This window comes from Oceanobacillus sp. FSL W7-1309 (assembly GCF_038002145.1).
Taxonomy (GTDB): Bacteria; Bacillota; Bacilli; order Bacillales; family Amphibacillaceae; genus Oceanobacillus; species Oceanobacillus profundus.
This window is the reverse complement of sequence record NZ_JBBOBX010000001.1, coordinates 1,784,102-1,806,570: the sequence shown is the minus strand read 5'-3', so window position 1 is coordinate 1,806,570 and position 22,469 is coordinate 1,784,102. Positions and strand designations below refer to the sequence as shown.

General features: G+C 36.9%; 20 protein-coding genes and 2 pseudogenes. 1 reads left to right on the top strand and 21 read right to left on the bottom strand.

The window, feature by feature from the left end:
- Nucleotides 1–155: 155 nt before the first annotated feature.
- The 6 genes from wrbA to NST46_RS08435 all read right to left on the bottom strand — a co-directional run bounded on the left by wrbA (nt 156) and on the right by NST46_RS08435 (nt 8,255).
- Entirely contained in the window at nt 156–767 is a 612-nt protein-coding gene (gene wrbA, locus NST46_RS08460; RefSeq protein WP_095313081.1) for an NAD(P)H:quinone oxidoreductase, read from the bottom strand.
- Between the two features lie 355 nt (nt 768–1,122).
- Nucleotides 1,123–1,341 carry a hypothetical protein gene (locus NST46_RS08455; RefSeq protein ID WP_240033846.1) on the bottom strand — a complete coding sequence of 73 codons (219 nt, stop codon included), beginning with the start codon at nt 1,339–1,341 and terminating at the stop codon, nt 1,123–1,125.
- A gap of 190 nt (nt 1,342–1,531) precedes the next feature.
- Complete coding sequence (locus NST46_RS08450; protein WP_341137049.1) at nt 1,532–4,321, bottom strand: UPF0182 family membrane protein; 2,790 nt, start codon at nt 4,319–4,321, stop codon at nt 1,532–1,534.
- Nucleotides 4,322–4,770: 449 nt separating this feature from the next.
- Entirely contained in the window at nt 4,771–5,226 is a 456-nt protein-coding gene (nrdG, locus tag NST46_RS08445) for an anaerobic ribonucleoside-triphosphate reductase activating protein (protein ID WP_095313079.1), read from the bottom strand.
- Nucleotides 5,223–7,082, bottom strand: coding sequence for an anaerobic ribonucleoside triphosphate reductase (locus tag NST46_RS08440; RefSeq protein WP_340003255.1), 1,860 nt, complete (start codon nt 7,080–7,082; stop codon nt 5,223–5,225). The genes nrdG and NST46_RS08440 overlap by 4 nt, the downstream gene beginning before the upstream one ends.
- A gap of 327 nt (nt 7,083–7,409) precedes the next feature.
- On the bottom strand, nt 7,410–8,255 hold the full coding sequence (locus NST46_RS08435) for an MBL fold metallo-hydrolase (RefSeq protein WP_095313129.1): 846 nt from the start codon (nt 8,253–8,255) through the stop codon (nt 7,410–7,412).
- A gap of 376 nt (nt 8,256–8,631) precedes the next feature.
- On the opposite strand from NST46_RS08435, the gene NST46_RS08430 reads away from it, so the two are divergent.
- Nucleotides 8,632–10,695, top strand: coding sequence for a catalase (locus tag NST46_RS08430; RefSeq protein WP_341137048.1), 2,064 nt, complete (start codon nt 8,632–8,634; stop codon nt 10,693–10,695).
- A gap of 105 nt (nt 10,696–10,800) precedes the next feature.
- Here the strand turns inward: NST46_RS08430 and NST46_RS08425 are convergent, their stop codons facing one another.
- From NST46_RS08425 to NST46_RS08360, 15 genes and pseudogenes are all read right to left on the bottom strand, one after another.
- A complete protein-coding gene (locus NST46_RS08425) occupies nt 10,801–11,499 on the bottom strand; it encodes a hypothetical protein (RefSeq protein ID WP_095313076.1) in 699 nt (232 codons plus the stop codon).
- A gap of 37 nt (nt 11,500–11,536) precedes the next feature.
- Nucleotides 11,537–12,388, bottom strand: a complete 852-nt coding sequence (locus tag NST46_RS08420) for an ABC transporter ATP-binding protein (RefSeq protein ID WP_341137047.1) — start codon at nt 12,386–12,388, stop codon at nt 11,537–11,539.
- Nucleotides 12,389–12,567: 179 nt separating this feature from the next.
- A complete protein-coding gene (locus NST46_RS08415; protein WP_095313074.1) occupies nt 12,568–12,930 on the bottom strand; it encodes a DUF1801 domain-containing protein in 363 nt (120 codons plus the stop codon).
- A 134-nt stretch (nt 12,931–13,064) separates the two neighbouring features.
- Nucleotides 13,065–13,568 (bottom strand): DUF1572 family protein, encoded by a 504-nt coding sequence (locus NST46_RS08410; protein WP_341137046.1) that lies wholly within the window; start codon nt 13,566–13,568, stop codon nt 13,065–13,067.
- Nucleotides 13,569–13,913: 345 nt separating this feature from the next.
- The gene (locus NST46_RS08405) at nt 13,914–14,063 is read right to left on the bottom strand and encodes a VOC family protein (protein ID WP_339315584.1); all 150 of its coding nucleotides are present in this window, start codon (nt 14,061–14,063) and stop codon (nt 13,914–13,916) included.
- 237 nt (nt 14,064–14,300) lie between these two features.
- Nucleotides 14,301–14,445: pseudogene (locus NST46_RS08400) on the bottom strand (helix-turn-helix domain-containing protein); the annotation flags it as partial.
- Nucleotides 14,446–15,017: 572 nt separating this feature from the next.
- Nucleotides 15,018–15,812, bottom strand: coding sequence for a TraX family protein (locus NST46_RS08395; RefSeq protein ID WP_095313073.1), 795 nt, complete (start codon nt 15,810–15,812; stop codon nt 15,018–15,020).
- Nucleotides 15,813–15,900: 88 nt separating this feature from the next.
- Entirely contained in the window at nt 15,901–16,374 is a 474-nt protein-coding gene (locus NST46_RS08390; protein WP_095313072.1) for a hypothetical protein, read from the bottom strand.
- A 334-nt stretch (nt 16,375–16,708) separates the two neighbouring features.
- Nucleotides 16,709–16,780, bottom strand: a pseudogene (locus NST46_RS21865) (helix-turn-helix domain-containing protein); the annotation flags it as partial.
- Between the two features lie 267 nt (nt 16,781–17,047).
- On the bottom strand, nt 17,048–17,737 hold the full coding sequence (locus NST46_RS08385; RefSeq protein WP_341137045.1) for a copper homeostasis protein CutC: 690 nt from the start codon (nt 17,735–17,737) through the stop codon (nt 17,048–17,050).
- Nucleotides 17,738–17,764: 27 nt separating this feature from the next.
- Nucleotides 17,765–18,682, bottom strand: a complete 918-nt coding sequence (locus NST46_RS08380; protein WP_341137044.1) for a DUF7916 family protein — start codon at nt 18,680–18,682, stop codon at nt 17,765–17,767.
- A gap of 31 nt (nt 18,683–18,713) precedes the next feature.
- Nucleotides 18,714–19,436: a GntR family transcriptional regulator gene (locus NST46_RS08375; RefSeq protein ID WP_341137043.1), complete on the bottom strand. Its 723-nt coding sequence runs from the start codon at nt 19,434–19,436 to the stop codon at nt 18,714–18,716.
- A 156-nt stretch (nt 19,437–19,592) separates the two neighbouring features.
- Nucleotides 19,593–21,044: an N-acetylglucosamine-specific PTS transporter subunit IIBC gene (gene nagE, locus NST46_RS08370; RefSeq protein WP_095313066.1), complete on the bottom strand. Its 1,452-nt coding sequence runs from the start codon at nt 21,042–21,044 to the stop codon at nt 19,593–19,595.
- 368 nt (nt 21,045–21,412) lie between these two features.
- On the bottom strand, nt 21,413–21,865 hold the full coding sequence (locus NST46_RS08365) for an SRPBCC family protein (RefSeq protein WP_340002728.1): 453 nt from the start codon (nt 21,863–21,865) through the stop codon (nt 21,413–21,415).
- Complete coding sequence (locus tag NST46_RS08360) at nt 21,862–22,206, bottom strand: MerR family transcriptional regulator (protein ID WP_341137042.1); 345 nt, start codon at nt 22,204–22,206, stop codon at nt 21,862–21,864. Before NST46_RS08360 ends, NST46_RS08365 begins: the two co-directional genes overlap by 4 nt.
- Nucleotides 22,207–22,469: the final 263 nt, after the last annotated feature.

Below are 22,469 nucleotides of genomic sequence, written 5' to 3'. Positions count from 1 at the left end.
CGTACACACCTCTCTATAATGAGTTCTAATATACCTTTTTCCCCTTCTAAGTAAAAATATTCTTAAACACCGACCTGCTGAAACTTACAATGCAGGGGAAATTAAAAGGCACGAGCCCAATGTATATATCGAGCTCATGCCTCTTTAAAATAACTTTATTGAATTCCCCTTTTAACCCACTCCGCAACTGTCGCCGTACGTTTTGCTTGATGTTTCACAGCACCTTGAACGTCTTCAATCATTTTACCTTCTTGATCGACTGTTACACTTGTCCCATAAGGATTTCCACCCGCTCCATAAATAATAGGATCCGTGTATCCAGGAGTTGCAATAATAGCACCCCAGTGCATCATAGAAGTATACAATGATAAAATAGTCGCTTCTTGCCCACCATGCGGATTTTGCGCAGAAGTCATTGCACTTACTACTTTATTCATTGTTTTTCCCTTTGCCCATATTCCGCCTTGAATATCCAGGAATTGCTTCATTTGAGATGGCATATTCCCAAATCGCGTCGGAACACTGAAAATGATAGCATCTGCCCATTCAATATCCTCTGAGGTTGCTACTGGAACATCTTTTGTTGCTTCAACCGTTGCTTTCCATCCTTCATTTCCTTCAATCACTGATTCAGGGGCTAATTCTTCTACTTTTAATACCCTTACTTCAGCACCTGCTGTTTGTGCTCCTTCCTCTGCCCATTTCGCTAACTGATAGTTTGTACCACCCATACTATAAAAAATAACTGCTAATTTAACATTTGACATATTTTCTATTCTCCTTTGTTTTTGCGATTAGCTTGTCTACAAAACCCCATTTTTATTCCACATTTATAACGTCTTTTATCAGACTTAAAAAAGTCTTATTTCTTCCAAAACCGCCAAAAGTAATCTAAAGTTACCCCACTTGTTAAGGTTTAGCACACATGTGTTGATAAAAATATAGATACAAAAGGAATTAACCATTATTTAATTTTAATAGATGCCGGTTGATTTAAAAGGCAGCCTAACCGAAGGCGATTCTACACAACTGAAATCGCGAGTATTCTCGACTAAATGATTAATAAAGAAAAGGCTGATTCAACAAGAATGTCATTGATCAGCCTTTTCCTTTAAACGATGATTACTTCAAATAAATTTGCAATGAAACCTTCTTATTGGCATAGGACCAAACTGTGTTTTCTACTTTTAGGTTAGTACTAAATCTTTCAATCCAAACCTGCTTTGCATTCAATAATGCCATTAATTGAGCAGTATTAAGTGTCACTTCTTCTGTTTCTTCATTTTTTTGAAAAACAAATACGACGTTCACCAGATCTCCTTGATTCATCGTAACGTTCACTTACCTTCCTCCTTTATTTGTTTTAGTAACATACAATCAACTTTAAATAAATGTTTCACTTTTAGTTCGTCGTATAAATGGTTATACATTCTACCGCATTTCTCAGAATGAACCACTAAGGTCTTATGGTAATTTCTTCATGAAAAAAGATGAGCACCAAAGATAAAAGTGCTCATCTCTTATAAACTTATTATTGATTTGCTTGTTCTAACCGCGACTCAATTTCTGCCATAATTTCGCCTGCTTCTTCCCAATTCCCATTAGAAAGGGCATCTTGATAATTACTAAACAGCTCGGAGAATTCCTGTAATAATTGATCTGAATCGACTGACGTTTCCGGAGCTGACGGCTCCTCCTCTTCCGTTTCCGTTGATTGTTCAGGTTCCCCTTCAATATCCTCTTGGGATGGCCCTTCAGGCTGTAGATCACTTGCGTCAATATCACCACTGGCAAGTTCAAGGATACGCTCTAATGCTTCATCAAAAGTTGCCTCCATCACGATATGATCCTGATATGCGACGACAACTTGTTTTACTTCTGGCAATGATGTTTCATTAGAAGACTCAATGTAGATTGGTTCCACATAGAGCATCGTATCTTCAAGCGGAATGGATAACAAGTTTCCACGGATAACTTGAGAACCACCCTGCGACCACAGGTTTAACTCTTGAGAAATAACACTGTCCTGGTTAATTCGGTTTTCAATTTGCTGAGGACCATAGACATTCTCCTGTTTTGGAAAACGATAGACAAACTTTTCACCATAATGCTCGCCGTCGTTTCGTACACCAATCCAGCCAATCATGTTCTGCCGGTTTCTAGGTGTATAGGGCATCATTAGAATGAATTCCTCTTCCTCATATTCCGGAAGCTTCATCGTTACATAATAAGGTTCCATCTCAATATCCTCATTAAAATAATGCTCCGTCGGAAATTCCCAACGATCTTCACGGTTATAAAAAATCTCCAGATTTGTCATATGATACGTGCCATATTTGTTTGCTTGGATGGTAAACAATCTTTCTGGATAACGAAAATGACTTTGTACATCTTCTGGAATTTCCGTTGTAAACAAGTCCGGGAATATATTTTGATACGTTTTGAGTAATGGATCATCTGGTTCGGTTACAAAGAAATTAACTTCTCCAGTATAGGCATCGACCATCACTTTCGCTGCGTTTTTAATGTAATTTTTGTTGTCTTGATAGTTTTCTGCATATGGATAGCCTTGTCCGACAAGATAAGCATCAATAATCCAAGCTAGTGACCCATCATCTCGAACAATGATATATGGATCTTCATCATATTCAAAAAACGGCGCAATCCGGTTCACACGGTCCACAATATTTCGTGTATCAAGCAACTGACTTTCATTCGAGAGCTGATCCGACACGAGCATACGGAAAGAACCTTCGTTCATAGCAAATAGTAATCGGTTCCAGCCACTAAGCTGAATCCCCTTATCTGCTTCATAACGGTTGGTCATATTCTCATCACCAGATGGATAGTCAAATTCATCGACTGCTGAATTGACGATCACGTTTGGATAATCCAACTCTCCAAAATAAATTTGCGGACGCTCAACATCAACCTCTCCTTCAGGCGGGAGATTCCTTACAATATATTGTGGTTGTCCTTGAGAAGTAACCTCATTGACTTGGCTCATCGCAATCCCATAGCCATGTGTGTAGCGCAATGTCTGGTTTACCCATGTTTGGGCTTGCTCTGGCAAGTCATCCGTACTCAATTCTCTTGCACCTATAAATACTTGCTGGTAATCGCCGTCAATTTCATAACGATCAACATCAATATCATTAAATTGGTAGTACGTACGGAATGTCTGCAATTGATTGTAAATATCAAGCAACGGACGCGAATCATTAATTCGCACGTTATTAATGGTTAGCTCATTATTCTCAATCATCTCTTCATCTAATGAATCTTGGTTACCCGGATGTTCTGAGATATTAATATTCTCAAGATCATAAGCTTGCCTTGTATAATTTAGGTTATGTTCTAAATAAGGCTGTTCGCGCTGAAACTCATTTGGTTCTACCATATAGTTCTGAACAATTGCGGAAACCCCTTGTCCAAGAATAATGACAGCAATATATAAAACAATTGGAATTAATATTGAATTAATATTACCTTTTCGCAGTGTAAGAATAACCCAAATTGCCCCAATGACTGCAACCGCAGCTAGAATATAGGATACAGGAATATTAATAATGCGATCGGTATAGCTTAGGCCATGTACCACACTAGTTTGAAACACATTCACTTGATTCGTCAGTAAAGTTTGAAAAGGTGATAGTAAGTGTGTGACCGCTAACAATACGCCAATAATAGCAATGGTTAGACCAAGATGAATTTGCGCAGAACGATTCATGCGGTACATATGAAAAACGGAGTATGCTGCAATCACAACGACAAGCATGAAGAAACTTAATCCTAGTAAAATATTGATGATAATTTCTAAAAATGGCAGTACAAACATGTAGAAGGAAATATCTCGGTTGAAGATTGGATCACTTTCTCCAAACGTTTCATAGTTTAAGACTTTTAAAAGCGGCTCCCAGCCCACACCCTGTACAATAATACTACCAATAAGTCCTGCAAATACGGCAATTGCGATAATTATTCCATTCACAATTACTTTCTTTTGTGAGAAAAATGCAGGAAGCTGATGGTGGTCAAAATGGCTTAAATAGGTTCTGCGTATCCAAAATACGGTTAACCAAGTTACAAAGCCAAAAATGACAAAACCAGCTGCTGCAAGTGTAAGTTTACTACCTAAAATTGTCGTAAACACGTTACCAAAATCAATGGAATCCATCCAAATATATTCTGTAATCCATTGGAAAGCGATCGTACCCAAAATGAAAAGAAGAAACAGAATTCCAATAATCGCTCCAGTCCAACCACCGAACTTTTGGATCTTTTTCATTTGTTTCTGGTTTATATTAACGTTAAAGTCCATACATCCTCCTTTTTCGGTTCCTTACGAATAAATCCCTAGCTATTTTCTTATCTATTCAGATTAAAAAGAAAGAACCGGTACTTATGTATTAGTATCTATATCTATTATTCTAACAATAATACATGTATAAGTCATTTTTGGTTACTTTATGACAAAGGAGGACAATACCGATAAAGTGAAACTTCATTCAGTGGGGGTTTCCCTTCCTCCCCCACTGAATGTTAGTTGAACAGAATCAGGAATTTACTGGCTGTTGATCCCCCACTTACAATTCCTGGTACTCCTCGAATTCTTGAAGTGGGGGTCTTACAGCCAGTTAATGCGTGATAAAAGTTCCCATAAATAAAGGACAGAACCCATAATAAATAATTCATGGTTCTCGCCCTTCATCACTCTTTCTATTTTTTTAAAGCATATCCATGTTCAATAACAAAACCACGATATAGCCCTTATACCTGTGATAAATCGATAATACGTTGATTTCGACTTCCATAGAAATTTAAGGTTAAATCTCGCTCCTCCAAAATAAACGGGCCATCAACGAGCACATCACAATAATGGAGTAATTTCTGTTGATATGGATCAGGCGATTCAAGCAATTGTTCCAATGTGTAACCGGTATAGGCCCAAATGTTTTTCTTTAGCTCTTTTAGTCGTTTTGCTACTTGAGATACGTCTCTTGCTTGGAAAAACGGGTCACCGCCAGATAAAGTAACATCTGTTAACGGATTACTCGCTACCTCTTCAACCACCTCTTCAACTGTCATTTCTGTACCATTACGGATATTCCAGCTTTTTGGATTATGACATCCCTTGCAGAAATGTGGACACCCCGCGAAGAAAATAACCGTTCGCAATCCTTCTCCATCAACAACAGAATCATGAATAATATTCATCACTTTCATTGATGTTTAACCCGTTCCTTTTCTTCCGCACATTTGGCGGAATTCCATCGTTTCATATCTCCAACCAAATATCCAGTAATTCTTCTGATTCTTCCAATTCTACTCTCATCTGCATTCTGACAGTTTGGGCACGCATTCTCTATAATTCCGGAATATCCACATACACCACATTGATCAACAGGATGATTGATTGCACCATAACCAATATCAGCGGCGGCCATTGCTCTTACTAAAACATCTAATGCCTTTATATTTTTAGAAACATCTCCGTCACATTCGATATATGTAATATGACCACCATTACATAAACGATGGAAAGAGCCTTCAATTTTAGCTTTATCAATACTCTTGATAGAATAGTAAACCGGGACATGGAAGGAATTCGTATAGTAATCTCTATCTGTTATACCAGGTATTTTTCCGAAAACCGCTTGGTCTTTTCGAGTAAACTTTCCAGATAATCCTTCTGCGGGTGTTGCAATCAACGAGAAATTCAAATCGTAATCTTCACTCGCTTGATTAACTCTGTCTCGTAAATACTGAATGATTCGATATCCTAATTGATAAGATTCCTCTGATTCACCATGATGCTTACCAGTTAAAGCGACTAAAGCCTCCGCCAATCCAATAAAGCCAATACTTAATGTGCCTTGTTTTAACACATCACCAAGTTTATCTTCTTGTTGAAGGTTTTCGCTCCCTCGCCAAATATGCTGCCCATATAAAAATGGAAAGTTTCCTGCCTTCTTTTTAGTTTGAAAATCAAATCGCTCCATTAATTGTTTTATTGTAAGTCCAGTATAGTAATCTAATAGTTTAAAGTAATCGAACTCATTCTTTGCGGCAAGTGCAAGCTTTACGAGATTGATAGAAGTAAAAGACAGATTTCCCCGCTGCACTCCATTTTCCTCACCATGACGATTTGCCATCACACGAGTCCTGCAACCCATATAGGCCACTTCCGATTCTGGAGTACCATCATAATGCACTTTATTAAACGTCGAATCGATAAAGCTAAAGTTTGGAAATAATCGCTTCGCTGTTGTTCCAAGTGCTAATTGGTATAAGTCATAATTCAGTTCTCCAGGTTCAAAATTAATTCCCTTTTTCATTTTAAAAATCTGAATAGGGAAGATTGGTGTCTCACCATTACCCAGGCCTGCTTTCGTGGCCAACAAAAGGTTCTTGATAAGTAGACGACCTGCCTTAGATGTATCTGTACCGTAATTGATGGAAACAAACGGAACTTGTCCACCTCCGCGCGAATGCATCGAATTACAATTATGTATAAAAGCTTCGCAGGCCTGGTATACATCTCGATTCGTTTCCTGCCATGCTATCTCATCTATTTCTTCCGCTGTATATGAAGTAGCATAGCTTTGTAAACGTTTCTTATTTTTCTCGAAAGTTTTATTAACATAAGGTGCAAGATCATATTCAAACATGGGATAGCTTTGCCCACCATGCTGCATGTTTTGATTCGATTGAAAAATAATGGATGCTAAAGCCATCGCACTTACAATATCTTTCGGTTCACGCATATGTCCATGTCCAGTATTAAAACCATCTTTCAGAACTTTTCCTAGTGGAATCTGACAACAAGTGGTTGTACCCGTAATTAGAAAATCAAGATCATGGGGGTGGATATAATTTTCATCGATTGCTTGTCTGACATCTTCGCTAAGTATCAATTCTTTCGCATACGACTTCGTTACTTCCGCAGAAACCTTTGACATTTGTCCCATTGGTGAGTTCCCATCAACATTGGCATTTTCTTGAATCAGATCATGATTACTTGTATAAACAATCTCATCCAATTTGTTTAGCGGGAAGTAGTCTTTCACTTCCGTTGACATACTTGTACTCATTTTTCCGCTCTCCCTTTTTTAATGTTTCTAGTTCTCTTATTTTGTTTTATTCCCCCAAGCCTCAATACTACATTTGGTGTTAACAAAACGAATTAGCACTATATATTGTATGCTATCATAGTAAAAAAGAAATAGCTGTGTCCAAATTGTGAAACCGCAAATTGAAGTAGCTCCTGAAATGATGTAACAGTTGCGTGTATACACTAATAAGAGAAGTGGATAGTAAGCGAAAGGGACAATTTCATATTGATTAAAAATAGTGACTCAAAATCTCATTCTTTTGAGTCACCTTCTTCGTTCTTACGATTTCTCGCATCAGTGTTTGGGGTCTACAAACCGACCATAATCTGGTATTGCTAGTCGGTCAAATTCTTTAACTAGTCTTGCTAATCCTTCTGAAAGTTCTTGCCCAGACACTGGCATTCCATGACCAGTTACCACAATAGCAGGGTTTAAGTCTTCCAGCTTTTTAACAGATTCCCAAGCAGCAGTCCAATCAGTCGTTAAGTACCTTGGCGGGCCGTTTATTTCCACTTTTTGAGTCATTACCTTGTAAAGTGATTCTTGTTTCACAGTAACAAAAGCATCGCCAGCAATAAGAGCACGATCTTTTTCCCTAAATAAAGATACATGACCAGGAGCATGTCCTGGTGTATGAATCCATTTCCAACCAGGCATATGTGGAACACTTCCATCATCAGGCAGTGCTTCTATATTGCTTCCTAAGTTAACAGCTTCATTTGGGAACATTGGTGACATTTTTGCCACAAGTCCCCCTTCAACGGATCCATCCGGTTCTGGATAGTCTTGTTTTCCAGTTAAAAAAGGCAACTCAGCCTCATGGGCATATACTTTAATTCCCCACTTCTCCACTAAATCTACAACTGCGCCAACATGATCAAAGTGTCCATGTGTTAGTATAATTGCTTGTGGTTTACTGTCTTCTCCAAACCGTTCCTCTACCATTTCCACAATCCGATTGGATGATTCAGGCATACCAGTGTCCACTAAAACCCACTCACCTGAATTATCCGGATTACCCACACAGCACAAATTCACAATTTGATTTGTATAGCAGTAAAGATCGGGAAGAACCTCCTTCCCAACTCCACTCGTCATCGAATACATCGGCAGAAACTGATCCTCCATTGAATCATGCATTCCATTTTGTATGTCTTTTTCCATAAAAATTCTCCACTTTTCTTTGTTTTAGTTTTGTTCACATTGATTTGTTGTTCATTTAAGTTTTTATATATTAATTAAAGTCTTGTTAAAAACATCTATATTATTTGGGCTAACGGCAAAAAGTATGTACATTTTTAAAAGTCCTATTAAAGCACCATACTTTGTATCAATTAATATAAAGGTTTAGGCACAGCAATCGATACTTCACTAACTATAATGAGGGCATTGCAAGAGGTAAGAGGCGGGTCATGCTCAGAACCCCTTACGCTAATAAATCTGTGTTCTAATATTAGAAAAAAAACGTAAGTATAGAAATGGTACTTATATCTCAACCGTTTGAAAGGGTGATTAAATGGATGATGAGAAATCATCAAAAAACCAAAAACGGGTAAATCAAGACTTTAAACAAGAACAACTAGAACAATACCGAATGAGCGACTACGGCCAGCCAATGACAACACAGGAAGGAAAAAAAAGATCACAGGATCAGGATCAATTAAAAGCAGGTATCCGTGGACCTTCCTTACGTCAGGATTATGAATTCTTAGAGAAGATGTCACACTTTGTTCATGAAGAAATACCTGAAAGAGTGGTTCATGCAAGAGGTTACAGCGCTTATGGCGAATTTGAATGTTATCAGTCGATGAAACATGTGACGAAGGCTGGATTCCTACAGGAAGCTGGCAAAAAAACGCCAATAACTGTCCGTTTTTCTACTGTTCAAGGAGCCAAAGGATCCTATGATACAGCAAGGGACTTACGTTGTAAGGGAGTTAAACTTTATACGGAAGAAGGAAATGTCGATCTTACCACGATTGCAATGCCTGTATTAATTAATCAAGACGCAATGAAGTTTCCGGACGCAATGCACGCATACCAAGCTAAACAAGCAGATGACATACCAACCGCAAGCGGAGCGCACGACCGTTTTTGGGATTATGTGGCCAATAACGATGAAGCACTTCACATGGTACTTTGGATTATGTCTGACCGGGGTATTTTAAGAAGCTATCGAATGATGGAATCATGGTCCATTAATACGTACCTATTTGTTAACGATCAAGATGTGGCAACCTTTGTGAGGTATGTCTGGAAACCTGTCCTCGGAGTCCATTCCCTGCTTCAGGATGAGTCACTGAAAATCGGCGGACTCGACCCTGACTTTCACAGAAGGGATCTGAGGGAAGCCATTGATAATGGCGCTTATCCAGAATACGAGCTAGGTGTCCAATTGATTTCGATGGAGGATGAATTCAAATATGACTTCGATGTCCTCGACCCTTCAAAGTTTTGGCCAGAAGAGCTTGTCCCTGTTCAAATGATTGGTAAGCTGACATTAAATAGAAATATTGATAACTACTTTACGGAGTCTGAACAAGTCGCATTTAACCCTGCAAATGTCGTTCCGGGAATTGATTTTTCCAATGATCCCGTTTTGCAAGGAAGATTAATGGCTTATCGGGATACCCAACAACATCGACTTGGCAGTGCCAATTACGTTGAATTACCAATAAATAAGCCAATATGCCCGTTTCATAATAATCAGCGACGAGGTGCTATGAGACAACGAATCGATGTTGATAAAATAAACTATCACCAAAACTCACTTGCAGATAATACACCATACACAGTACCTCCAGAAGAAGGCGGCTATAAGGATTATCCCGGAAAAGTAGATGGCTACAAAATCAGAGCTAGAAGCGAATCGTTCAAGGATTATTTTTCACAACCGAGGATATTCTGGAATAGTTTAACTCCAATAGAAAAGCAGCATACGATTGAGGCGCTAAGCTATCAAGTAGGCAGTGTAAAAAGTGAGTCGGTTCGTCAGCAGGTTGTTAATATACTTGTCAATGTTGATAAAGATATGGCAAGTATTGTTGCGGATAACATCGGGGTGGATCGACCAAGCGGATCCAATGTTCCTGTTTCTACAAGCTATTCTTCTCTTAGTCAGGCCAGTACACCTAAATATGCATATACACAAAAAGCAGGCGTACTTATTGGCGATGGTTATAACGGTAATGAGGTAACCAATGCACTTAACACCTTACAGCAATATGGTGTTTTTGTTGACATCATAAGTGAAAGGCTTGGTACGGTTACCGGAAATGATGGAACAACACTCCAAGTTGATAAAACGTTCCTTACATCGAGCCCTTATCTTGTAGACTCACTTTACGTTGTTGGCGGAAGTTCTAGAAACCAGGCAAAATTCAACTCAGACATCACGGAATTTGTACATGTAGCTTATAAGCACTATAAACCAATTGGTGTTTCCTCAACTGGAGAGTCTTTTATTCATGCATCAGAAAACAATAATTTGGCTGGTGTAGTTTTTGCTGCAAATAATCCAGATTTTGGTGAGGATTTTGTTTCTGCCATAGCGCAGCAGCGGTTTTGGGACAGAAAATAGCCTTTTATATTGGATGGGAGAAAGGAAATGTTCTTTCCATCCTTTATACTTTCTACGGAGTCCTGTCGCTCCAATATAATAACAACTCCTTAATTTTTATTCAGTCTAGCTTTTAGCCAATTTCAAAAACAAAATTAAAAGAAGAATCGAGTAAATGATTATCCAGATAAAAGGAAATATGGATAGGTCTCCAAGATTTTCCCCGCTCCAATTCATTAGTGATTGCTGTGTGTTTACTGCAGGGGGAATAACCCAGGTTATATTTTTCAAAGCAGTAGGCAGGGCACCATGGATTCCAAGAGCTGCGATGGAAAGAACAATAGTAAGTGCTAGCCCACCATAGGAATTTACAGGGCTTTCCATCAGTGCTTCACTAAATAAACTAGCAACCGTAATACCAAGAGTTGCTAATAAAATATGGTTTGCAAAAGAAACAAAACCAATTGTTAATGTCACAGGTTCAGCGAACATACCAAAAATAATCGGATATACAAAAGAATATACAGTTAGCAGCACGGCTATTAGCCATACAGATAATAATTTTGAAATATAGTAACGATTTCTCCCTTTAGCATGAAGTATCATAATTTGTCTTTGTACTGGTGGATCCAGTGATAAAACACTGATACACAACCAGGACGAGATAACATATATAATCAACGCAGTCACAGCATAACTATCAATGATTGGATTTGGAGTATATGTATATTGGACAAATACTAAGACGAAGAAAGTAGAGATGGGAGGAAAGTATTTATGGGACCGCAAATAATCGTGCAAACTAAATTTAATCAGTTCTTTCAAATAGATCCCTCCTTATAATTGGAAATAGCGGGACATCTTATTCCCTTTCCCACTCTCCATCGTTATCTACAGTTGTTACTTGATTAATGCTTCCTTGTAATGCTAGGATTCTCGATAAAACTTTATCACTATAATTCGCATGAACATATAGTAACAACCCATTATCCATTTCCTTCATGTGCAATACTTCCTCCCATTGTTTCACCTGAGAATCATCCAACCGCTTTACTTCTATTAACTTCAATGAATCCTTTTCGTTTTTCATCTTTGTCTTTGAAAGAAGGCCATTATATATATAGTAAGTCGTTTCCACTATATCCTCAAAGATGTTTGATTCATGATAGGTTAATAGTATTGTCGACCCTCGTTCTTTCAATTCTTTGATTACAAGTAGTAATTCCTGTTGGGCTTGAGCGTCAAGTCCGGATATAGGTTCGTCCAGGATTAAAAGCTCTGGCCTTTGCATGATAGCTTGGATGATCCCAACTTTCTGGATGTTTCCTTTTGAAAGTTCGTTTATCCGGTGATTATCCAGCTTTTCTAACTGAAATCGACGTAAAAATGCTGGAATATTTTTCCCAAGACGCGCTTTTGAAATTCCAGTAATTGTACCTATGTAACACAAATACTCACTTGGAGTGAAACGTATATCTTTTGGAAACCTCTCTGGTACATATCCTATTCTAATCTTTTTATTAGGATAAATAATCTTACCAGAAGTTGGCTTCTCAAGTCCCGCTATCAATCGTAAAATGGTGCTTTTTCCAGTACCATTCCCGCCCAGTATTGCAATAACTTGTTTTTGATCAATGGTAAGCGAAACATCACGTAAAACCTGTTGATTATTGTACGCTTTACTAATATGCTCAAGCTCCACAAACTTCTCCATTTAATCGCCCCCAACCTAACCGATTTCAATTAGGCTCTGCTCTCTCATCCAATTGATCCGGTTAATCATTTCATTTGGCTCATCACACCTAAACATAACCGTATAAAAGCTACTTATCATTTTTACAGAAAGTATCACAAGTAAAATTGATAATTGTAGCGTTCTAGTATTTATAGTCTTCACTCTTTAGATTCATTCAATGTGATTGCTTTTTCAACAAGCGAAGTGAAGATGTCCTCTTGAATATCCTCAAGCTTTGTAATTCTTATATGGCGCATCGCTTTTCCTGTACCCTTCAATAAGTCACTTTCAATTTCATTTCCTTTATAAAACCCTAAATTAACATGTTTCTTAGCAGGTTGCAGATAGCATACGAGCCCCTTATATGAATAGCTAGGCATTGACCATTTGAACTCTTCAATAAGTTTGGGCGAAGCATCAAAAATAACTTTCCGCAATGCATTTGTAATCTCTTGAATGTCAGGTGACAATTGATCAATCATTTGATCAACTTTCTCAGTTGTTCGTATCTTATCAGTCATCTAATCAATCTCCTCTTTAAGCTCAGCCAAACAATGAATCATATAGGGATAGGGAAGCCCTTTTTGATTTTCGACTGGTTTAGTTATTGTTATACAATTTCTTCTAACATCACTGCAGATTATAGCTATCCTAATTATTTGTTCTTCGGAATGCTTAAAATGATCCATTCTTTTCCCTTGATTTGTTTCCCGATATAAAGAATTTGCCCTACGTGATAGCTAATGTGAACGACTTCTGTTTGAATTGCTTGAAGCACACTAATCGATTTCCCCCTTAGTGTAACCTTCCGATTTAGATCTTCTCCGTTAAGGTTCCCGATTGTATGAAAAAGCAGCTTCCATCCATCTTCCCAAATCTGCATCAGATGTTTCTTTGACTCATTACGATCAACAAATTCTAAGTCTCTATTTCTATAAGCTTTTTCTCCATCCGCCGTTAAAAAATCTACCCATCGAGAGTGCATATTCCCACTCAAATGTTTGATAATAATTGCAATGCTATTCGACTCTTCATTTGACTTCCAGTGTAAATCCATTTCAGATAATTGTTCGATTCCCTTTTCTGCACGTTCTTTAAAATGTTTAAACTGTTCAATTATAGTTGTCAGGTACTCCTTTTCAAAGGTAATTAAAATCACCCCTTATTATAGATTCAATTCAAATTTTGAGGTAGATGAACACTATCCTTCTTATATATGCTGTTGTATAAATCAAAGTAAAAAGGTGCCCACTAACTAACCGATCATGGAGTCCTTAGCAATTACAAATCATGACGACATTTCCATCTGGATCCTTTATATTAAACTAGGCTGTGTCTTCCACCCACTCCATTTCTCTCACAATTACGATCCCTTTTTCTTTCACGTATTTATAAGCAACATCAATATTGGGTGCATAAAAATTGAAAATCGGACTAGGGCTCACATGATGTTTGAAAAACGGATCAAAGGTGTGATCATCTAAAGTGAGCGATGATGTCCCTACTACCGGGACGTTAAAACCGGTGACACAACTTGTTCTAAATCAACATCCATTCCTAATAGGTCACAATACCATTTTGCAGAAGCTTTCAAATCCGACACATGTACAAACACACCATTCATTTGATTTTTTATCGGCAAGATATTCTCCACGTTATTACCGCTCTCGTATTTTTTATTGAATGTTACTGTTTCAGATTGCTGATACCTCCAATTACTTTAGGCATAGGAGAAGCAACCATTACAGCTTATCCCAAAATCTATATTGATCATATAAAATTTTATAAAGTTTGTAAAATACAATCTATTTAAAGTGTGTTATTAACTTATTTTTTTCAAAGTACCTTAATACTCAATTGAATAGAGTCTTATTGAATGATATCTCTGGTTCAGCAAGAACCCTTCTGCCATTTCTTTGCTAACATAATATCCATCATCATTTTCCTCTTTTGATTGCGCAGTCTCTTTAAGCAAATATGGAAACCTCAAAAATATTTCCGATCATCAAGAGCTTTTCTGTCTCTGGAAATCCTTGCCTGTACGAAAGCAAAAACAACAATGCAATCAATTCTACTGGTATCTTTATTTTAATTTCGATCATTCCCATTCTTATCACTCCTTTATTTTTTATTACTTACTTTGTTTTATTAAATACCTTTCTTTTTTAAAAACTTTTGATCTGTCTTACTATGTTTGAGCCTTAAACAATATCTATTTCATAAACAGACCCTCTTCATAAATATAAGCGCTCATCTCACAAAATCCGGTACATTTCTTATCAAGGAATTTAAAGCAAAACAAAAAAGGCCATAGTTTCCTATGACCTTTCACTGTCTTATTACTTTCCTACCCACATTTTAATGAGTCGCATAATGGGTTTGCGACTCCCTTTTATAAATCGTCATTGAGAAGAACGATCCCTGTTTTATTCGTCGCTCCAGGACTGGCGACATCACTTTCTGAATAGCATAAATCAATAAACATTTTTAATCAAGGGGATTGGGGGAAACCAAATTCCCCAAGTTGCCCTTACGAACATCCACTTGCGTGATGTCTGGATTATTCGTAGATTCCTTCCATAATTCAAGCCATTCTTTATTTTAATACTTAACCTAATTGAGATAAATAAACACCAATTAAATATAAAATTAAAATGTGTACAGGATAAAAAACATAAAAAAAGTACTTCAAACCAATCCCTTTTTTACCGTTGTAAAGTAATATTAACGGTAATGCTATTATCATGATCCATTGATACCCAGCATATTGAATTAGGTATTCCGCAAAGAAATCTGGTCTATACCCCCATTTAGAGTATACAACATAACAAAATATAGAAAATAAGATATAAACAACGCTAATACCAATCTTAGTCTTTCTAGTTACATAAAGAAGCAAGCCTAAAAGTACAAAAAACGGTCCACCTTCTACAAAAAAAACACTACCAAATATAGAACCGAAAAATTGATAAACAACACTAGCATCACTAATAAAGCGCCAATCTATCTCTGAAAACAGCATACTAATCAAAAAAACTAGCATTTGCCATACAACAAGAAACAAAACATATTTTATTTGCTTTTTCTCAAAAAAATAAATGAATATTATTATCAAAAAAAGAGGAGCAAAAAAATTATTCGTTATATACATTTGGGTTTCATTAAAAACAATATTAATAATAAGGTTTAATATAGCCATACCCAAAGTACATAGGTACAAACGAATGATGTACTTTTTTCTATCTAAAGTATATTGATAACCTATAATTAGAGCATAAATAAACACTGGGGCTGCAATTCTACCTACCCAATGAAACCATTCTGGAGTATTAGATATAAATTGACCAACATGGTCAATAAACATCGATATCAATGCAATTATCTTAAGTTTAGTGGTCGTCATCAACATTCTCCTAAAATAAACTCAAATATAACAGAGTGAAACACCATGAGAAAAAAGATCACGACGTTTCACTTGTAAAATTATTAATTCAATTAGCTTTTACTGATCCACTAAAATTACTTGGTCCATAAAATTTTATATAATATTGTCCTTTTGAATCCAAATTACGAACAGATATTTGGCTCTGTTTTGCGTTCAGAGTAAATGTCCCTACCGCACCAATTGTTCCTTTTTTATAAAGTTTATATTTTAGTTTTCCATCTCTAAAATTGCGCACTTCTATTGAAACACTGCTGGCTCCAGTAAAGTATTTATTTGTATATAGGTTAGAGTTTGCTGCACTTCCTGAAAATTTCATCTCTCCACTACTTTTTAAATTATGTGATTTAGTCGGTTTACCCAAACCTAGAGTTGACATACCCTCAGTATTTTCAGTTTCTGCATCAGCTGGTGGATTTTCAGAAACTCCAACGTTTGTTCCTGCGCTTGTTGCTCCTACATTAGTACCTAAAACCAACATAAAAATGAGGGATAAAATACTAACTGTCATAAACTTTTTCATTAAACAAGTACCTCCAATTTAATTTTTTCAAAAATACAATATAAATCAATATTCGACGCTAACCTCCTAAAAACCTCCCAATATATACATAAAATTTCCTGCAAATTAAAAACCGTGCGGTATTTAAATATATATATAAAATTATGCACGACCTTAAATTCAAAAATTCAGTTGAGTACGTGGCTAAAAGAATATAAATATCTCAATTTTTTTTTGAAACTATAAATTTAATTTTTTCACTTAAAAACGAAAATCGAAAAAAAAACGTTTTTCTAAATTTTTATGTATAAAATTCTGTTGTTCATCGAGTTTCTGAATCAATAATTTATTATTTTTCCCATTTACTAATCGCCTGTCTTGTTGTATTTAGTTTCCTTAGTTTAAAAAGTTTTTCACCAAAGGTCATGCACGAAACCCCTTTCATTTTGTTAGTTCTAGTTTAGGATAACAATGCTTTTCTTTCTATCACGGAGCAAATGCACTTTGTCAACGGATGGTTGCATACATGTTATGCATGGTTTTATGCAGATCGCAAAGATCCTATTCTAATGTATCACGGAATCTTTGGTAGAAAGTAATCGATACATAAAAAATCCAGCATTAGGTTATTGGACACTAATACTGGATTTTTAAGTTGTTGAGCCACCAAATAGTACTTAAGCACAAATAAACCTTACATCAATTCCTTTTGTATTCGTTGAATTGCGGATTGTGAAAGTTCGTTTGCGAATGAGCCATCCACCCTTACAGCACTACCAAAATGATAATCTTCTGCACTTACCATTTGATGAATACCCGCAATGTTTTCTGGTGATAGTCCTGAACCAGGCATGATACTCGGTCCGTTTAGCCCGAAAGATAGTTTTACCAATTTTGCTAACTGGTCTTTGCCTTTCTCACAATTTACTTCTCCGCCGGATGTCAAAATCCGCCTTACATTCTGTTTGAATTGGAGTAAAGTACGGTAGGCGGCTTCTTGTGAATGAACCTCATCAAACGCGCGGTGAAAGGTTATATCTATATCTGGGAACCGCCGAATAATCTCACGAAGCATTTCTTCATTTATGGTACCATTCTGATTTAGTGCACCGAAGACAATTCGATTGCCCCCAAGCTTTGTAATCATTTCGATATCTTCACAAATCACCTGAAAATCATCTTCTGTATAGTAAAAATGATAGCTATGGGGGCGAACCATGATCTGAACAGGAATCTTTACGCTTTGCAGGACCTGTTTGATCGCTCCATAGCTTGGGGTTAGCCCTCCCTCTTTCATTGCGGATACGAGTTCTAGACGGTGAGACCCTAGTTTTTCTGCCTGAATAGCTTCTTGCTTATTTTGTACAATCAGTTCCAAATTCATATCTTTCACCAACCTTTTTGCAAACTTCTAACGCTTTACAGATGCAGCCATTCTTACATACGTATGGCGTCTTCCTCTGATAGCGATGGAATAGGTCATAATGTTTTCCGGGACAGCAATTCCGTAAAAGCCTGTATCCCCTATATGATAAATATCTGCACCAGCCATTTTACTATTTAACGCGATTTGGCGGATCGTTGCCTCATCCGCTCCCTCTTGGCTCGTCCCAATTGTAAGCATTACCAGCGCACCTTTTGAATGAACAAATTGAACATAGTTTTGGACAGTATCCAATGTAATCCCAGGGACTGTTCCAGGAGCAGGCATTAAAATAACATCCGCTCCCGCTTCAATAAAACTGGATAGTGCATCTTCTGAAATAATACTGCTGCCTGTTTCATTTGTAACTCCAGCACCATGCATTTTTCCAGCAATAATTAATCCTTCTTCACCAAAAACATCACGAGCCTTCTGAATAGCAACAACCGTTTCATTATTTGTCACACCTGTTTTAGGATTACCTGTTAAACATATGAAATCAAAACCTAATTTTCTCGCTTCCCTTAAGGATTCTTCGGTAGCCAATCTTCCTTTTGAAACTGTATCTAATTTTTCTATTTGTTCGGCATGAAGGTCGACTGGTTCTAAATTCAGGCCAACAGGACGTCCCGTTAGTTCCTTCACTTTTTGTATGACTGATTCATTCTGATCACATTCAACCCCTTCAACAGCAGGGTTAAACACATCAAATAAATTTAATAAGAGTAAATCAGCACCGAACGCAGATGCAAGTTCAGCATTGGTGACGCTCGGGTATAATGGCGCTACAGAAGTCATTGTCTCTGATAGCATTACTCTTCCTTCACAGGCTTGAATGGACTGCTTTAAGTCTTGGCCATTCATTTTTTGAAAATCAGAAGCCGTACAATCTAATAATCTTTTCACTAAAAATTTCCCCTTTCTTCATACTTCTATGTTATCGATTAATTTTAACTTTGTATTTATAGCGGTCAGCACGATAGTATGATTGTACATACTCTAAAGGTATATCATTTTCAGTGAGACTAACTCGGGAAATATAGAGAATCGGATCACCAATTTTAATATCAAGCGCGTCAGCCATGTGCTTACGAGCGATTGTTGCTTCCACTTCCTGTTCAACGGACAAAATCCGAAGTTCAGTCTCATTTTCAATATGCTGATAAATGGATTGTTCTGCAATTTTCTTTGTAAGGCCTGGAATACGATCTACTGACGTATAAAAGATTTGAAATGCGATTGGCCGCTGATCCCCTAAACGCAACCTTTTTATCTCATAGACTGATGAGCCTTCCTCCAGTCCTAACTTCTTGGCTAACCATCCACTTGCTTTTATAATGTTAAATTCTAATACCTTTGTTCCTGGCATCATTCCTCGTAAACGCATATCCTCTGAGAAACTTGTTAAGTAGTCCAAATTTTGTTCGAACTTCTTAAAAGCAACAAAGGTTCCTTTCCCACGTTTACGCTGTAAATAGCCTTCACTCGTAAGATTATTCATTGCTTGCCTTACAGTCATTCGACTGATTTGGAACTTCTCAGCGTATTCACGCTCAGAAGGAACTAAGTCTCCAGGTTTTAACTCCTTCTTTTCAATCATCTCTTTTATCACTTGTTCCAATTGAAAATAAAGTGGTATTGGCGATTCTTTGATTATCATTTTAGAAAACACTTTCCTTTTATCGTTACGTAAAAGCAATGATGTCTTGTATCGGATATTTAATTATTACGTTCGACTATATTTTAATACGTAAGCTATCGTTCTAGATAATCTACGCTAGGCTGTTCAAGCGATTAGGACACTCCCAATCATTTATTACTTATGAATCTTCTTCATCTCGTCAGCTACAAATTGAACTTGTGTGCCAACAACAACTTGAACATTGTTTTTACCAGTAACAACTACCCCTGGTACACCTGTAGCCTTAATTTTACTTTGATCAATTGCAGACGAATCTTTCACATCCAGTCTTAATCGGGTAACACAATTGTCAATAGAGGTAACGTTTTCTTCTCCACCTAAACCTTCGTAAATTTTCGCTGCCATTGCTGCGAATTTATTGTCATCGGCATTTTCAGTAGATTCTACCTCTTCCGCTTCAAGCACATCATCATCTTCTCTACCAGGAGTTTTGATATTAAATTTTGCAATTAAAAATCTAAATATAATATAGTAGATAACAAAGAATACCAGTCCTTGGAGTAATAGCATATACGGTTCATTAGCCATTGGCAGACGGGAGCTTAATATAAAGTCAATTAGCCCCGCGCTAAAACCAAAACCAGCTGTCCAATTAAACATAGCAGCAATCGCCATGGAGATACCTGTTAATACGGCATGAACAACATATAAAAACGGCGCTACAAACATAAAAGCAAATTCAATAGGTTCGGTAACCCCAGTTAAGAAGGAAGCAAAACCTCCTGCAAGCATTAAGGATCCTACTTGCTTTTTCCTTTTTGTTTTTGCCGCATGATACATCGCAAGTCCTGCTGCAGGTAAGCCAAACATCATAATCGGGAAGTATCCGGCTTGATACATACCTGTAATTCCTTTTTCACCAGTTCCCGCCCAGAAATTTCCAATATCGTTTATTCCCGCTACATCAAACCAGAACACAGAGTTAAGCGCATGATGTAATCCAATTGGAATTAATAATTTATTAAGAAATCCATAAATCCCTGCACCAATAGCCCCTAATGTACTAATCATTTCACCGAAATTAACTAATCCTGTATAAACTACAGGCCAGACAAAGAATAATGCTGCAGCAACAACAAGCATTAAAGCAGATGTCATAATCGGTACAACTCGCTTCCCACTAAAGAAAGCTAACGCTGCTGGTAATTGTACATGACTAAATCGATTAAACATAATTGATGCTACAACCCCAGAAAGAATTCCAATAAACGCATTTTCTATATTCTCAAAGGCTGGGTTTACATTTTCCACATTAATTCCTTGCAATAATGCAACAGTATCAACGGAAAGTAGTGTAGTTACGACTAAGTATGCAACTAGCCCACTTAGTGCAGCAGCACCGTCTCTCTCCTTGGACATACCTAACGCAATTCCTACTGCAAATAAGATTGGTATATTATCAATAATGGAAGACCCTGCTTTAATTAAGAATGCAGCTGCCGCACTTCCTTCCCCCATGCCTGATGGGTCAATCCAATAACCTATCCCCATTAAAATTGCCGCTGCAGGTAATACTGCAACCGGCAACATCAATGAACGACCTATACTTTGGAGATATTTCATCATCCTGTTTTCCTCCTATCAAAAGTTTTATATATGTTGTTAATTACGGAGTGTATAAATTAAAAAATGTGTAACGTACTTAATATAGTATTCTACCCCAAAAATACGCTTTCATTTAAGGTTATAACTTTCGAACCCTTCCTTATTTCATCCGTAAAAAATTAAAGATAACAACGAAATATATTGTATCCCACGTTAAACTAGTTGTCTATACCAATTTCATATCATTTTTTAGCTTAAAGAATCAAAAAGCTCGCCAGTTCGTAATCAACTCGAACCGGCGAGCTTTGCTTTTTATTCCCCAATTAACGGGACGCTATGTTTGTAGGACTTTAATCGCTTAATCGTTTTCGAAGTCACAAATTACGAATCTAGATTTTCATTGCTTCCTCATTCACTTTTTGCATAAACTCTTCTACAACTTTATTGTTGCTTTTCTCACTTCCTAGCTTCAACATTGCTCTTCCTACAAAATTAACCCCTTTATTACTACCCTCATAAATAAATGCCGTTTGTGTATCACTAATTTTAAGTAATTTAAAAGATAGATTAATCTCAAAAGCTTTACCTAAAACAAAACGTATTTGCTTGTACTTTTTATCTTCTAAGTCTTCATAAGCTAACGTTTCTACAATATACGTTTCAAGCCGTTTTCCTTCCCGATAGGTTTGTTCGTGCTTTGCTCCAACCTCATCTTCCTTTTTTTCAATCACCGTATGTTTCTCTACTTTAGGCATAATCTGTTTGATGTTTCTATCTAAAAATAGGCTCCATACATTTTCAATATTTGTATCAATAGTGATTTCTTCTTTCCATTGGATCATTTGTTTTCTTCCTTCCCAGATTCAAGAAAAGCATCGATCTCTTCAACCCGAAGCAGAAGATCGTCTATTTCCCTCTGAATTTTATGTCTTTTTTGTATTAACAGCCCATCTAAATTTGCAAATGACTCATCCTCCATGACACAGACCATTTCCTGTATGGTAAAGCCAAGTCTCCGCAACTTTACGAGGAGGATTGCCAGGAAGTAACTTCCATCATCGTAATAACGATAGTTGTTATTTGGATCAATAAATGCTGGTTCAAGCAATTTTACTTCGGCATAGTATCGTAATGTTTCTTTACTTAATCCGGTCATCTCAGAAAAATCACTAACCTTATACATCCTGTCCCTCCCGCTCGTCTTAAATTATAAACTGTGGGGTGCGCCACAGAGTCAATATATATTACCGAAATTCTATCGACAGATTTAAAAAATAACTTTGTACCACCTAAATTTAGTGTTCCTTCATTTGTTAATAAAAACTATACCACACAAAATTCCCTAAATTCACCAAAGTTTATAATTATCAATTATATAATTTAATTGAGAAAAAAATATTTTAAAATAAGATCATTCGTTCTTGACTTACTAAATATCTTTATATA

Coding starts and splice junctions, on each gene's coding strand:
- wrbA (WP_095313081.1), bottom strand. CDS start 767: ATGTCAAATGTTAAATTAGCAGTTATTTTTTATAGTATGGGTGGTACA.
- NST46_RS08450 (WP_341137049.1), bottom strand. CDS start 4,321: ATGGACTTTAACGTTAATATAAACCAGAAACAAATGAAAAAGATCCAA.
- nrdG (WP_095313079.1), bottom strand. CDS start 5,226: ATGAAAGTGATGAATATTATTCATGATTCTGTTGTTGATGGAGAAGGA.
- NST46_RS08440 (WP_340003255.1), bottom strand. CDS start 7,082: ATGTCAACGGAAGTGAAAGACTACTTCCCGCTAAACAAATTGGATGAG.
- NST46_RS08435 (WP_095313129.1), bottom strand. CDS start 8,255: ATGCATGATTCAATGGAGGATCAGTTTCTGCCGATGTATTCGATGACG.
- NST46_RS08430 (WP_341137048.1), top strand. CDS start 8,632: ATGGATGATGAGAAATCATCAAAAAACCAAAAACGGGTAAATCAAGAC.
- NST46_RS08420 (WP_341137047.1), bottom strand. CDS start 12,388: ATGGAGAAGTTTGTGGAGCTTGAGCATATTAGTAAAGCGTACAATAAT.
- NST46_RS08415 (WP_095313074.1), bottom strand. CDS start 12,930: ATGACTGATAAGATACGAACAACTGAGAAAGTTGATCAAATGATTGAT.
- NST46_RS08395 (WP_095313073.1), bottom strand. CDS start 15,812: ATGACGACCACTAAACTTAAGATAATTGCATTGATATCGATGTTTATT.
- NST46_RS08390 (WP_095313072.1), bottom strand. CDS start 16,374: ATGAAAAAGTTTATGACAGTTAGTATTTTATCCCTCATTTTTATGTTG.
- NST46_RS08385 (WP_341137045.1), bottom strand. CDS start 17,737: ATGAATTTGGAACTGATTGTACAAAATAAGCAAGAAGCTATTCAGGCA.
- NST46_RS08375 (WP_341137043.1), bottom strand. CDS start 19,436: ATGATAATCAAAGAATCGCCAATACCACTTTATTTTCAATTGGAACAA.
- nagE (WP_095313066.1), bottom strand. CDS start 21,044: ATGATGAAATATCTCCAAAGTATAGGTCGTTCATTGATGTTGCCGGTT.
- NST46_RS08365 (WP_340002728.1), bottom strand. CDS start 21,865: ATGATCCAATGGAAAGAAGAAATCACTATTGATACAAATATTGAAAAT.
- NST46_RS08360 (WP_341137042.1), bottom strand. CDS start 22,206: ATGTATAAGGTTAGTGATTTTTCTGAGATGACCGGATTAAGTAAAGAA.